The sequence below is a fragment of the Bdellovibrio bacteriovorus genome (assembly GCF_041888015.1).
Taxonomy (GTDB): domain Bacteria; phylum Bdellovibrionota; class Bdellovibrionia; order Bdellovibrionales; family Bdellovibrionaceae; genus Bdellovibrio.
In genome coordinates, this window is sequence record NZ_CP168968.1 from 2,467,951 (window position 1) to 2,482,650 (window position 14,700).

Annotated in this window: 8 protein-coding genes; 6 read left to right on the forward strand and 2 right to left on the reverse strand. The window is 49.4% G+C overall.

Annotated features, from left to right (window positions below; translation table 11 throughout):
- Nucleotides 1-182 precede the first annotated feature (182 nt).
- The 4 genes from ACES2G_RS11850 to adeD are packed head-to-tail and all read left to right on the forward strand — an operon-like array spanning nt 183 to nt 6,531.
- Nucleotides 183-1,655 (forward strand): xanthine dehydrogenase small subunit, encoded by a 1,473-nt coding sequence (locus ACES2G_RS11850; protein WP_374000256.1) that lies wholly within the window; start codon nt 183-185, stop codon nt 1,653-1,655.
- On the forward strand, nt 1,646-3,973 hold the full coding sequence (xdhB, locus tag ACES2G_RS11855) for a xanthine dehydrogenase molybdopterin binding subunit (protein ID WP_374000257.1): 2,328 nt from the start codon (nt 1,646-1,648) through the stop codon (nt 3,971-3,973). The genes ACES2G_RS11850 and xdhB overlap by 10 nt, the downstream gene beginning before the upstream one ends.
- Nucleotides 3,966-4,766, forward strand: coding sequence for an XdhC family protein (locus ACES2G_RS11860; protein WP_374000258.1), 801 nt, complete (start codon nt 3,966-3,968; stop codon nt 4,764-4,766). The genes xdhB and ACES2G_RS11860 overlap by 8 nt, the downstream gene beginning before the upstream one ends.
- Complete coding sequence (gene adeD, locus ACES2G_RS11865; RefSeq protein ID WP_374000259.1) at nt 4,753-6,531, forward strand: adenine deaminase; 1,779 nt, start codon at nt 4,753-4,755, stop codon at nt 6,529-6,531. Before ACES2G_RS11860 ends, adeD begins: the two co-directional genes overlap by 14 nt.
- On the opposite strand, the gene ACES2G_RS11870 is transcribed toward adeD, so the two are convergent.
- On the reverse strand, nt 6,504-8,552 hold the full coding sequence (locus ACES2G_RS11870) for a hypothetical protein (RefSeq protein WP_374000260.1): 2,049 nt from the start codon (nt 8,550-8,552) through the stop codon (nt 6,504-6,506). The genes adeD and ACES2G_RS11870 overlap by 28 nt on opposite strands.
- A gap of 109 nt (nt 8,553-8,661) precedes the next feature.
- Complete coding sequence (locus tag ACES2G_RS11875) at nt 8,662-9,060, reverse strand: group II truncated hemoglobin (RefSeq protein ID WP_374000261.1); 399 nt, start codon at nt 9,058-9,060, stop codon at nt 8,662-8,664.
- Between the two features lie 157 nt (nt 9,061-9,217).
- On the opposite strand from ACES2G_RS11875, the gene ACES2G_RS11880 reads away from it, so the two are divergent.
- Nucleotides 9,218-12,040, forward strand: a complete 2,823-nt coding sequence (locus ACES2G_RS11880) for a hypothetical protein (protein WP_374000262.1) — start codon at nt 9,218-9,220, stop codon at nt 12,038-12,040.
- 14 nt (nt 12,041-12,054) lie between these two features.
- Entirely contained in the window at nt 12,055-14,700 is a 2,646-nt protein-coding gene (locus ACES2G_RS11885; RefSeq protein WP_347359520.1) for an adenylate/guanylate cyclase domain-containing protein, read from the forward strand.

Here is a 14,700-nt window from a genome sequence, read left to right on the forward strand (position 1 = left end):
CCTTCCTCGACTTACAACTCGTGAATTTCATGAAATGCTCTTTCTTTCTTTTGGAGGTTGCCTGCAAGCTCGTTGCGCCGGTTCGGGGCTTCAAGCGGCCCCAGCGCCGTGTCATTGGGGCCATTCCGCTTGGCCCCGTAAAATCTATTGAAATGGGGTCCCTTTTATGAGAACCAATTTAGATGGCTGATTCAAAAATTCGCAACGAAATCCATGTCTTTATCAACGGTGTCGAACATCGCATCGGTGGTGAAAAAGCATTCCTTCCTTTAGCTCAATATCTTCGCAACCACTCCCTACCTGGGACCAAAGTCGTTTGCGCCGAAGGTGACTGCGGGGCCTGCACGGTTCTTGCCTCAAAATTGCAGCAAAACCCGGAAAAAGAAATTCAGTGGTCTTCATTCCAGACCATCAACTCTTGTATCGCTCCGATGTACTTGTTCGACCTGGGCTCACTGGTCACGGTGGAAGGTTTGGAGACGCAAGAAGAGCTGAATGAAGTTCAGGAAAAAATGCGTGCCTTTCATGGTGGCCAATGTGGTTACTGCACCCCGGGCATGGTATGTGCCCTTTCTGCGTTGGCCGAAAACAGTCAATGTGCTGGCAAGAGTATTTCCGAGAAAAAGGCCCGCAATCATCTGACCGGGAATCTGTGCCGTTGCACGGGCTATGAGCCCATTTTGCAAGCCGCAACCAATCTGGATCTGTCCAAATGGAAGTCCTTGAAAGATCGCTATCTGACGGCTGAACAAGGAAACACCTTTGCCTCAATGCTTAAGGACTCTTTGGCTATTGAAGCCGGCACCCGCCGCTTCCTCGCCCCTGCCAGTTTGGCTGTTGCTGTGGACCAGAAGAATCAATCGCCTGAAATGCGACTGGTGGCGGGGGCCACGGACCTCGGCGTTCTTCACAATAAAGGAAAGTCTTTCCTGGACAATGTGATGAGTCTGCATAAAATTTCCGACACTGAAAAAATTGAACGCCGGGCGGATGGCGTTTGGGTGGGGGCTCGCGTAACCCTGACTCAACTTGAAAACTTTGTAGAAAGCACCCTGCCAGAGCTTTCCCGTCTGTTACGTATTTTTGCTTCACCGCAAATTAAAAATCAGGGGACTTTGGTGGGCAACGTCATGAATGGCTCCCCAATTGGTGACAGCATCCCGGCGCTGTTGGCTTTGGATGCGATAGTTCACTTGCAGTCAGTCAGTGGAACTCGCGAAGTCCCTCTAAGTCAGTTCTATAAAGCCTATAAAGTCTTTGATGTAAAACCCAATGAAATTGCCACCGGAATTCTGATCCCGGTTTTGGGATCAGAATGGAAGAGTCGTTTCTTCAAGGTGTCTTTGCGTAAGGATCTGGATATCTCGGCAGTGACCTTTGCTGCCACCTTAAAACTGGACGGCCAAAAAATCACCGAGGCCCGTTTTGCTATGGGTGGTGTTGGTCCGACGGTGGTACGCCTGCCTGAACTAGAGAAAAAAGCTCAAGGCCAAAATTTCAGTGAAGCCCTTTTTGCTGATCTGGGAAAACAGGTTCGCACTTTGATCAAGCCCATCTCGGATCTGCGCGCTTCTGACGAATACCGCCTGAAGGTCGCAGAAAATTTATTTAAAAAATGCCACTTGGAACTTGAACAGGAAATCCCATGTCCGTAGGCCAAAACATCCCCCATGATTCATCCCGAGGCCATGTCACTGGCGGCAGTGTCTTTATCGATGACCGCCCCCTGATGACCGGCGAAGTGCAGGTTCTTCCCATCGGAGTTCCTGCCGCTGCAGGAACTCTTAAATCCATTGATTTCTCTGAAGCCTTGAAAGCTTCGGGAGTTCTGGCCGCTTTTACAGCCCAGGACCTTTATCATAACTCCTGGGGCACGATTGTTCCGGAACAACCCATTCTGGTGGCTGACAAGATCGGATACTATGACGAACCTGCCGTTCTTTTGGTGGGAACAGACATGGAATCCCTTCTGCGCGCCAAAAAATTCGTGCGCTTTGAAGTGGAAAAAGGACCGGCGATTTTTACCATTGATGAAGCTATCGCCAAGCAAAGCTTTATCTACAAAGCCAATGCCTTCAAAGTCGGCGATGCGGATGCCGCTCTGGCAAAAGCTCCGCACCGTCTTAAAGGGGCTTTTGAATGCGGAGGTCAGGAACATTTCTATCTGGAATCCAATGCGTGTATTGCCTACCCGCTGGAAGATGGACAAATGGAGATTCACGCCAGTTCCCAGCACCCGACGGAAACTCAGCACGTCGTTGCTGAAGCCTTGGGTTTAAGTCTGCATGAAGTCGTCTGCGTGGTAAAACGCATGGGTGGAGGCTTTGGTGGAAAAGAAAGTCAGGCCGCCCCGTTTGCCGCCATGGCGGCCTTGGTTGCGCAAAAAATGAAACGCCCGGCACGACTGTGCCTGTCCAAAGACGACGACATGATGATGACCGGGAAACGCCATCCTTTTAAAAACTATTATGAAGTGGGCTTTGATGGTGACGGAAAAATCCTGGCGCTGAAAGCACATCTTTACGCCGATGGCGGGGCTTATGCCGATCTTTCCAGTTCGATTCTGGACCGGGCCATGTTCCACGTCGATGGCGCTTACTATTTGTCTGACGCTTTTATCGAAGGCTCGGTCGTGCGCACGAACTTGTATTCGAACACGGCCTTCCGGGGTTTCGGTGGCCCTCAAGGGACGATGACCATTGAAAGCATCATCGAAGACATTGCGCTTTATCTAAAGAAAGATTCCTTGCACATTCGGGAACTGAATTGCTATCAAAAAGACGTCAGAAATGTAACCCACTATGGTCAAAACCTCGGGCACAATCCCCTGCCGGATCTTTTCACTGAACTGAAGAAGTCATCCGACTATGTGACACGCCGACAGGAAATTGACGCCTTCAATGCCCGCAGCAAAACGCATGTCAAAGGCCTGTCGATGACCGCGACCAAGTTTGGCATCGCCTTCACAGCCCGCTTCCTGAATCAAGGTAATGCCTCCGTCAATGTTCATAAAGACGGCACGGTGCAAGTTTCCACAGGGGCCACTGAAATGGGTCAGGGTGTGAACACCAAGATCCAACAGGTCGTAGCACATGCTTTTGGCATCCCGGCTCAGGCCGTCAAAGTGATGGCGACCTCGACTGAAAAAAATCACAACACATCCCCGACGGCTGCTTCCAGTGGCTCTGATATCAACTGTGCCGCAGCGATGAAGGCGGCATTGGGAATTCAAAAACGTCTGGCGTGGCTTTTCCAGAATATTTTGGCAGGCACTCCGATGAATGATATCGCCGAATGCCCCACGTTGGATGAGGCTCAACTGCGTTTTGACGAATTCCATTTTGAAGACAAGATGTTGACACATCTGCCTTCTGGAAAATCTCTTTCCTGGGAAGATATCGTCAAACAAGCTTACTTCAACCGTATGTCCTTGGGTGAATACGCCCACTTTAAAACCGAAGGCCTGGGGTTTGATAAAAAGACCAGCCAGGGAACTCCGTTTAAGTATTTCACCAACGGTGTTGCGGTCAGCGAAGTGCAAGTCGATCTTTTGACTGGCGAGTATAAGATTTTACGCTCGGATATCCTGATGGACCTGGGCCGCCGAATCAATCCGGGCATTGACCGAGGTCAGGTGACCGGCGCCTTTGTGCAAGGCATGGGCTGGGTGACTTCCGAAAAGCTTTTCCACAACAAAGATGGAAAACTTCTCAGTCATTCTCCGACCACTTACAAGATCCCGAATGTGCAGGACACTCCTCGGGTCTTTAATGTGGAGTTTATCGAAAATCATGAGAATCGCGAGAACGTCCATCGCTCCAAGGCCGTGGGGGAACCTCCATTCCTGCTCGGAATCAGTGTTTGGACCGCTCTTAAAGATGCTGCCAATGCCAAAAGCAAAGGCTTGATTTCGACTCTTAAATCTCCGGCAACCCCGGAAGACATGCTGCTGGAGCTTGCCCGTCATGAGTAGATTGAATTTTGAAGACTATCTTTCTGCCGTCAAAACCCTGCAAGAAGCCGGAAAAACTTTTGTCAGTGTGACATTGGTCAACCAACAGGGATCATCGCCTCAGGAAGTCGGCGCTCGTGCTTTGATTTCAGCTCAAGGGCTGGAGTTCGGCACTGTCGGCGGTGGTAAAGTTGAAAAGCGCGCCATTGAAGAAGCCCAAAAAATGATCCAAGCGCAAACTCCGCACCTTTATGCTGACTGGAATCTGCAAAAAGATATCGGGATGACTTGCGGGGGTGTGGTCAGCTTCTTCTTTGAACTGCATGAACAGAATCACCCCTTCAGCATTTACGTTTTCGGTGCAGGCCATATCGCCCAGGAATTCGTGCGTATGCTGACCTTGCTGGATTGCCGCATCACCTGCATTGATCCCCGTCAGGAATGGGTTGATCGCCTGCCAAAATCATCAAAGCTAAAAACCTTCTGCACTGATAATATGCCGGCCCTGGTTTCTTCGATCCCCGACAAGGCTTATATCACTTTGATGACCATGGGACATGGAACAGACCTGCCAGTATTGGTTGAAGTGATGAAACAACGCGATCGTTTCACTTATGTGGGCAATGTCGGCAGCGACCAAAAAGCCCGCCGCTTGAAGCAGGATCTTTTGAATGCGGGCCTGCCCCAGGAATCTTTGACTCGCTTCTTCTGCCCGATGGGGGAAAACTTCGGCACCAATTCCCCGGTGGAAATTGCCTTTAGCATCGTGGCGCAAATCCTTAAAACCCGAGATCAGAACAATGAGCCTGCATAATAAGAAAACGCAAAAAATTTCCTCTCAAGACATGCCCAACCGCCTGGCTCAGGCCCGGGGTGATAGCGAACTGGATCTGCTTATCACCAACGTCAATCTTCTGGATGTCATCACCGGGGAAATCTATCCCACTTGCATCGCCATCGGGGGCCAGCATATCGTGGGTGTCGGCCTGGATTATGCGGATCAAAAGTCTGCACGCGTTTTTGATGCCCAAGGGGCCTTTGTCACCCCGGGCTTCATTGACAGCCATTTACACATTGAATCTTCCATGATGTCGCCTTTTGAATTTGAAAAAGCCACGCTGCCTTTGGGAACCACCACGGCCATCTGTGATCCTCATGAAATCACCAACGTTCTGGGTGGCCGGGGTTTTAGCTGGTTTTTGCGTTCCTCGGAACAGATGCATCAGAATTTATTTGTGCAGATGTCTTCCTGTGTTCCGGCGCTGCCGGGATTTGAAACCACGGGCAGCGACTTCCCGCTGGAAGAAATGAAAAGCTTCAAGGATCATCCGTCCGTTTTAGGACTGGCCGAAATGATGAACTTCCCAGGCGTGATTTATGCCGACAAAGACGTTCACGCCAAGATCGAGGCCTTTGACGACCTCAATATGGACGGACACGCTCCCCTCTTGCGCGGTAAACCTTTGAATGCATATCTGCTGGCCGGCATCCAGAACTGTCATGAAACGGTCACTTTGGAAGAAGGCCGTGAAAAGCTGCAAAAGGGCATGGGCCTTATCATCCGCGAAGGCAGCGTCGCAAAAAATCTGAAAACTTTAGCGCCGCTGGTGAATGATTTTTCCTCCCCACAGTGCCTGCTTTGCACCGACGACCGCAATCCATTTGAAATCGCCCACGAAGGCCATATCAACTATCTGATCAAAGAGCTGATCAACAAGCACGGTGTAGCGATTCACGTCGCTTATCGTCTGGCGACTTATTCCGCGGCGAAACACTTTGGTCTGAAACGACTGGGGCTGGTGGCCCCGGGCAAGAAGGCGGATCTGGTGTTCTTAAAAGATCTAAAGCAGGTGGATATTCAGGATGTGATGATCGGCGGACAGTTTGTTTCGGAATTGCATTTGGAAAAGTCTTTGCAGGAAAAGCTCACAGCCTCACAGCCGCCTTTGGAAAACACGATGAAACGGGTGCCTTTGATGGAAAAAGATCTGACCGTCAATCTGCTTCCGGGTGTGTATAACGTGATTGAAATCGTGCCTCATGAAATTATCACCAAACACTTGGTCTTAAATTTTGATGGACAAAGATTTGAGCAAGAAGATGTTTTGTATATGGCGAATATTGAACGCTATGGCAAAGGTCTTCCCCCGGCGTTGGGCCTGGTGAAAGGCTTAGGCCTTAAGCAGGGTGCCCTGGCAAGTTCTGTGGCCCATGATTCCCATAACATTATGGTGATCGGCACCAATGCGAAGGACATGGCACTGGCGGTAAACACATTGATTGAAAAAGGTGGCGGCTTTGTCGTCGTTGATCAGGAAAAGATCCAAGCATTGGTGGAACTGCCCATCGCGGGTCTTTTAAGTTTAAAGAGTGCCGAGGAAATCAAGGACGGTATTGCCGATCTGAAGAAAGCCTTCCGCAACTTGGGCGTCACACTGGATGAGCCTTTTATTCAGATGGCGTTTTTGGCCCTGCCCGTGATTCCGACATTGAAGCTCACGGATCGAGGCCTGGTGAATGTCACGAACTTCAGCTTTATACCCCTGGAGGCTTATTCCACGATGTGTCCCACTGTCTGAAGATTCAGGGTTCTTTCGACCTGCCCTTGAGTGTTAAACACATTCAAAGTGCTAACGTCAGAGCCCCGGAACCCCAGCATTTTTCCATCATACGTCGTTAACGGAAAACCAAATTCACCTCTATCATAGACGATTTTGGTATGAGTCCCTGTTGTCAGGTTAAACTGCCACCAGTCGTCAGCGACAAAAGTATAAAAAGTGTTTTCATCGCCTAGGAAGGCGCTGTCCTCCCAAATATTCAGACTGTCGTCCACAGCCATAACAAGCCCGCCATTCTTATCAAGAACTGCCAGATCTGTATTAACCGTCTCGTCCGGCAACCCAACGTCACCCCATACAATAAGATGATCCTTATTTGCATGGAAGACACGTCCCGCAAAGTCGAGCGCCTGTTCTTCCCCTGTTTCCAAGTTTAGTTTTATCGGCAACATATCCGAACCCGACAAATAAAGCACGTTATCCAGTATGGCCATCGTATGAATCAAGTCTCCCGAAACACTAACTTCCAGAATTTTCTTCTCTGCCGTTCTAAGATTAAAGGCCACAAGGCCATCGGCCTCAGTTCCATTGATTTCGTGGATCAATCCCGCCATATAAACCCAGTCGCCGTCAAAAGCCCAAGCTGAAATCCAATCGGCCTGAATCTCTGGCGCCTGCCAATCCAGCACCTTCCCGCTTTCCAAATCATATCCCAGCATACCCAACTTCTCTGTGACTTTACTGCCAAGCACGAACCGTCCTTGCAGATAAATTTCGTCACCTTCTGAAAAAACAGAGTACACGTCCCTACGTCCTGAACTGTCCGTTACCGAATAAGTATGTTCAACGGATAAATCTGTTTTACTCAGTCTGTAAATATCTATCATTCTTCCATTTGAATATGGTTTGGGAGCATAGATCAGTGAAGTGCCATCGTCGTAAATAGAAATTTTTTGCAGGTCGCCTTTGTTAAGATTTAAACTGTCTTGAACTGCCAAAGTATTTGCATTCAAAGAAAAAATTCCCGATACGGTGTCCGCCCCCAGTCTGGTAAACCTTCCCGCGACGACCAGTAGATCTTCAGCAATCACCAGATGTTGGATTTCATCATATGAATTATTTGATACTGCCAGTTCCGCGGTCACTGCCGCAGCGGAAGTCATCGTTGTCAGATCCAGACGGACCAAACGAGGATAGTTACTGGTATCCAAGGCACTAACAAAAAGATAAGTCTTATAAAATGCCATGCGGAAATAACTGGCGGAGTTTTTAAATCCTGTGATATTGGGGCTGCTGACGGTTCCGTCCTGCTGTTTTATCAGGGTAACCTTACCCATAATATTGGTGCCATTCACGCTGACAAGATCCGCAGCTATCGCAATATAGTCATCTGACACATCCAGATCGGCAATCGAATAGTAAGGAGATGTATAGACCAGGCTGATATTTGTATTACTCACAATACCCGTTTCGGTATTCACAATGGCAAAATTGTTGCGAGCCGAACCGTTGACCGTGCTGAAAGCACCCAGCAGGTAAATTTGACCTTTATATATCTTAGCCTTATATACCGGCCCGTTAACCTGTATCAAATCGACCTTGATGCCGGTCTTCAAATCATACGAACTGATGACATACGCCCCAAGGTCTTCATTCGCCTGACCGGAGAAGACCTTGGGACCAACCTTCCCGAAGAACTCGCCACGGACCGGATTCTCTGCAAACTCATTAGTGACCGGGGAATACTTCGCCGCATCAGCAACATAGCCTCCAATGCCCCAAATCGCGCCGTACAGGAACATTTTGGACCCGAAGGTTTTGGCTCCGTGAATATCTCCATGAACGAAGTAGTCCTGAATGGACTTGTCCGTGGGAGCGGTGAAAAAGTTCTTTTTATTAAGAGGAGTAGTTTCAGTACCAATATCAGACAGGCTTTCTTCAAGAGAAGCTGAAAGAGTGCATCCCATCATGGCAGAAAAAAACATCAAACAAAGAAGGGGCCGAAGCACCGTCTTAAAGTGAGACAGATTAGTATCGTACATAGCCCCCCAAGAAAACGTTCAAGCTATGCTGTTCTCTTCGGTGGAATCACAAGTATGTTTAAGGGGATTTTATTCAAGCCCCCGGTAAAATCGTTCTGAGCGAAACATTCTATTCTTGAGTTTCCTCAAGATTTCTCATGTGATCGGCCAAATGCAAAAGTGAATGCAAAAGCTCACTGCGCAGTGGTTCGGCAATTTCAAGTTCATCAAAGGCCTGCACCATACAGAGCATCCATTGATCTCTTTCCGACTTTCCGATTTTGAAGGGAAAGTGGCGCATACGCAGTCGTGGGTGTCCATAGCGCTCAATAAAAAGATTCGGTCCACCCAACCAGCCCGACAGAAACATAAATAACTTTTCTTCCGAACCCCGCAGATTTTCTGGGTGCATTTGGCGAACGCCCTGCACTTCCGGAAGCGCGGCCATGATCTCATAAAACCTTTGGGTCAGACGGCGCAGGACCGGCTCACCACCTAGCAATTCGTAGGGCTTTTTTTCTTCAGACATCACAAAAAAATACTCTTGAATCCCGAAGAAAGGCAACCTTCTTTCCCTGTGTCTCAAGTTAAGACAAGAACATTTCAAGATTCATTCAAGCCGTCTTTTCTCCTTCAGAAGAAACCCCAAAAATCCGACTAATCCTCTATATATGGAGTTCATTTACATGAAAAGACGCATACACCAGTACGTTATCTCCTTCCTTTTCCTCTTCACCATGGGGTGCGACCGTCTGAAAGTGGATAGCAGTAAAATCTCTTTGCAGGTGCCAAAAAATCTCTCTGGCAAAATGAACTCCTCTTCTGCCACCTTGAGCTTGAAACATCTGGCCGTTCAAGTCACCGCCTCAGACATGAGTCACCCCGTCATCCTGTTACAGGACGCTGGCGACTCTTCTTCACTGGGATCAGAAATCACTTTGGAAATCCCTTCTGGCTCTAATCGTCTGGTACAGGTTCTGGCGGCTTATGCCCCGGCAGGTTCTGATGATGGCGCGATTTTGTACTATGGTGATGTCAGCAAGTCCCTGACTGGCACTACAGAAACACTCGATGTTCCATTGCAAAAACTGGGCAGCGAAAACACCGTTGAAGGCCGTCTGCATGGACGTTATTTAACGGCAGTTAATGCAGGCCCCAGCGGAGAGCTGAAGCTCTTCTACCGCCCCACAGGCAAACCTGCTCTTTTGGTTGATCGGAAAATGATGTTTGGTGGCTGGTTTGAAATGGTCGCCTTCAGTGATATTCCCATGGACTATGTCCTGCCTGATGGCAGCTATATGGGCGAACAATGGACCACGAACACGCTCCCCACCGGGCCTCATCTGATCAAAGTTATTGAGCCATCTTCGTTCCGCGATCGCTGGACAAGCGCCGGCTCTTCCACTTGGGAGCCACGGTCGCCTGAAAATAAATTCTATGGCTTCTTTGCCAAGAACTCCTCTTACCTTGCTAATAAAACCGTGTGCGTGCAGTCCTCTCTCAGTAACGGCGGGACTCTTTACTCCAGTTCGCACTTCGTCACCGAAAGCCGCAATCACCTGATGCCGATAAAACATTTTGCAGCGGGCACAACCCCCACGACAACACCGCAGGCCATCGCCTTTGTCGGCGGACGCACTTTTGCCGAATGTGCTTCCTTGCCAGCTGCCGAAGAATTTGTATCTTACTTGAAATTCAACGGTACTAACTGGGACAACCGTATTTACGATATCGGTGAAAACTTCGGTATCATCGGTCTGCAAACAATGTTCACCCGACTTGGGGAAAATCCCGTGAACCGCACCAGCGACAAGTTTGGTCTTGATGCGGGTGGTGCTTATGTGGAAATCCGCCCCCTACCTGGAGCCCTTGAAGGCTTCAATGGCCTTCAGATCTATGAAAACTCAAGTACAAGTTCAAGCGTTTATACCGATAGCTGCGAACCCAGCCGCCTTATAAATCTCGGCTGGACCTTACACAGCTCTGCGCCCCTGCCTGTCGCTACCAATGGCAACTTAAAAATTTACTTAAAAACTCTCGGCTGGAAGCCACAGCGCGACTTCCAATATCAAATCTGCTTAAGTAAAGATGGGCAACCCTATGGCAAGGCAACTTACGTATGGGCTGACAGCGCGGACATAGCCCCTCCGAACACGCTGAGTATCAATACCAGCTCAACTAGCGGAGCTCCCTTCCACAGTTCGCCTGTGTCCGGGGAGTGCCGGCCTGTCTCAATAAATCTGTCTGGTCCCACAATGCCCGTCAATCCTTTCCCATCCTTGGGCTATTCAGTGGCAGCAACTGACGGTGCTGCCACTCCGGCAGCCATACTGTACAGTTCAAAGGACTGCACCGGCACTCCGGCGATCTCCATTTCCAAGACATTCGCCCCTCAAGTGACAGACTCTACAATCTATATGAAGTCTGCCTCCCCGGGCTCTTTCTCCTTGGCTGTAACAAATGCTTCAGGGCTCACAAATCCAGCCCCGCTCTACGTCAACGTCATGGACACCACCAACACACCGAATAGTGTCGCCTTAGCTCTTGATATGGCGACTAGCCCCATCGGCAATTTCCCCACGCTGACCGGAGTCTATCCGCAAGGCTGTCATCCTGTCGTCGCCTTCTTCAGTGAAGGGGGCAGAATAGTCAACAACTCAGGCTCTGCCACGTTCTCCTGGACCGAGCTGGACGGTACAACCACTTACACACCACCTTCCGATATTAAAATTGTAGATAACTGTATTTCCAAGTCACCACAAAGCTCGATCAACGTGGTCAATGGTGTGGGACGCTTTGCCGTGACTGCTGGCACCAGCTTGTTGGCGAATATCAGTTTGACTGTCGCAGGTTTTGGGGCCTTAGGAAAAACGGACGTAAACATCGGCCCCATAGCCCATCATCTTTCGCTGACTCTGCCAGCAGGCTCCAGCACCTCTCCTGTGGTCTATCAATGTCAGGCGGTGAAGGTTGAAGCCCGTGACGCCACCGGCAATCTAGTGACTGTTCCGACAAACAAAAAAATAAGATTCTCATTGCAAGCCCGCTCTGAAGTTATGGAGCAACCGACATCTGTCTCCTTCTATTCCGACAGCAGTTGCATGATCCAACAACACGAATACGACGTGGTCTCAGGCACCTCTTCAACTTTGGTTTATATGAAAACCAATGACCTGGGTGTTTTCTTTGTGGGCTATAGCTCTCAATTCACTCAAAACTATGGCTCCATGGATAGCGAAATCCGCATGACTCCCCTTCCGGCTCCGCTCTCTGTGGATCTGGGTGGCTATTCCAACATCCCAAATACGGTGTATCACGGCTTTGGCATCTTCGGCGGGACACCACCTTATACGGCAACAGTGACTCAAGGAGCCGCCGTCGTGAATGTTGCACAACCTTATCCGCCGCTGTGGCAACTGCAGTTGACTCCAAGCGCGACTGGTCCTCTGACAATTCAGGTGATCGACAGCAAAGGGCAAACGACACAGGTTAATTTAACAGTGTACTAAAATAGAAAAACACCATGAAGACAGAAAAAATCAGCATCTTGATCGGCATCGTAATCTCGGCTTTTTTTGCGTGGTTTAGCAACTACTACTTCACCTATTCGCGCACTCCAGCCATCCAGCGCCCGTACAGTCCACTTCTGGAAAGTACGGAAGTGCTGGATCTGCGCATCAATGACTTCAAATACAAACTGCGCCCGTCCGTTCAAAGCCAGGCCCCGGTCGCGCTGATCGCCATTGACGACGCTTCAGTTCGAGAAATCGGTCGCTGGCCCTGGAGTCGCGAGATGATTGCGGAAATGACCGACAAAGTTCTGCAGCACGGAGCCACATCCATTTCCTTTGACGTGATCTTTGCTGAACCAGAAGCCGCCAATCCTGCCGCTGACCAGGCCTTGGCTCAAGTGATTGAAAAGAATCCAGACAAAGTGGTCTTAGGAACTTTCAGCGAAAACCTGATCGACTTTCAGCCCCATCAGGATCTTTGCGTCGCCGAAGCTTTTCTGGCCACCGGCGGGGAACAGCTTGTTAAAATCAACCCCAGTTTTTCCATCGACGAAGAAACCCATGCCATTGATGATCTGAACTGGGCACCTCTATTTAAAACCTTCTTTGACAGCATTCAGGAACGCGAAGAGGAAGATCTTTTAAAGAGCTTGGGAAAATCATCCAGAGATGATCTTTCCACTTTCCAGAAGAACAATTTAAAAGCTCGTCAGTCTTTGGCCCTCTTTGACTATTGCAAATCCTGGCTGACCAAAGAAGACGTCTTCCTCAAAGGGGAAAACCGCGCCCAAGTGGCTTTGCTTTATGCCGAAGTCACCAAAGACTCTCCTGAACTCAAAGGCCTAAGTTTTGATAATCTGTTAGCACGCATTCGCAGTTCCTACAAAACACATCCGATTCCTCAGTATGGTGAATGGACTCCGAATATCCCGGGACTGCAAACACCGGCGACTTACACTGCCAGCTTTATCGCGCAACTGGATACCGATGGCTACGTCCGTCGTTATCCCCTGTTCTTCCGCTCAGGTCACAAACTTGGAACCAGTTTCATCCCGTCCATGGCCCTGCAAAGCTTCCTGCTGTCCGGCCCTTACCGTGCAGAACTGAAAATGAACACGGGTAAAAAAGGTGAAAAGTCTTTGGAGTCGTTTAATATCTACGACACGTCCAAAGATCCCGAGGTCAAAATCACCAGCTATCCGGTGGATGGTTCTGGACAACTGCTGATCAACTTCTATGGTCGTCAGATGTCCCTCCCCTATGTTTCAGCCAAAGAACTTTTCAATGACAGCCCGATGGTCAAAGTCACCACCAGTGTTTTAAACCAGCAGTCCAAACAACTGGTCTATGAAACCAAAGAGTACGACAAAAAAGAATTCTTCAAAGGTCGCAGCCTGATCGTCGGCGCCACCGCGGTGGGCCTCTATGATCTTCGTAATACTCCCTTAGAGGCTAACTACCCGGGACCCGAACTGCATCTAACCATGCTGGCCAACCTTTTTGACAAAAACTTCCTGAAACCCTGGAATGCCGAATCGGCCATGATGCCGTGGATTCTTTTGGTCGGAGGCACTTTGTTGGCTACAGCCTGGGCAATGATGGGGCCTTTGGCATCCATTGCAGGCTTTGCTGTAGTTCTCGCTGCTTTGGCAGGATTGGATTTGTGGCTCTTCATGCACAAACAGATCCTTCTGCACTCGTTCCTGATCTATATCAGTGCGCTGGCAGGGTTTGCCGCCATTCAGTTGTTCAAGTACTTCACCGAAGAAAAGAAAAAGAAAGAACTGAAATCCACCTTCTCAAAATACGTCTCCCCAGCCGTGGTTGACGAACTGTTGAAGGATGCCGCAAATCTGAAACTGGGCGGTCGCCGTGAACGCATGACGGCCTTCTTCTCGGACGTCCGGGGCTTTACGACCATTTCAGAAAAACTTCCTCCCGAAGAGCTGTCGCGAGTGCTAAATCTTTACCTGACGCCGATGACGGATATTGTTTTCAAAAACCAAGGCACGCTGGATAAATACATGGGCGACGCCATCATGGCTTTCTTTGGGGCTCCGGTGAAAGACTCTCAGCACGCCGCTCATGCCTGCCGTTGTGCTTTGCAAAGTCTGGTTAAACTCAAAGAGTTGCAAAAAGAATTTTCTGACAAGGGTCTGCCGCACATTGATATCGGAATTGGCATCAATACCGGCGAAATGAGTGTCGGAAACATGGGTTCGAACATCGTTCAGAACTACACTGTCATGGGGGATTCCGTAAACTTGGCTTCACGCCTGGAAGGAATCAACAAAGAATATGGCACCCGGATCGTCATCAGCGAGTTCACCTATAACGACATTCAAGGCAAATTCACAGCTCGTGAAATTGACCGCGTACGCGTCAAAGGAAAGCTGGAACCCGTGCGCATCTTTGAACTGATCTGTGAAGGAAGCTCTTCGGGCAAAGAGGCCGAGATGCTGACGCTGTTCCAGCAGGGTTATGAGACCTACCACGCGCGAAAGTTTGCCGAGGCTCAAAGTTTGTTTAAAAAAGGATTGGATCTTTACGAAGGCCAGGAACCCGTTTGTGAACTTTACATCGAACGATGTCAGGACTACATAGACTCCCCACCGCCAGAAGGATGGGATGGAGTCTATGTCATGAAAACCAAGTAG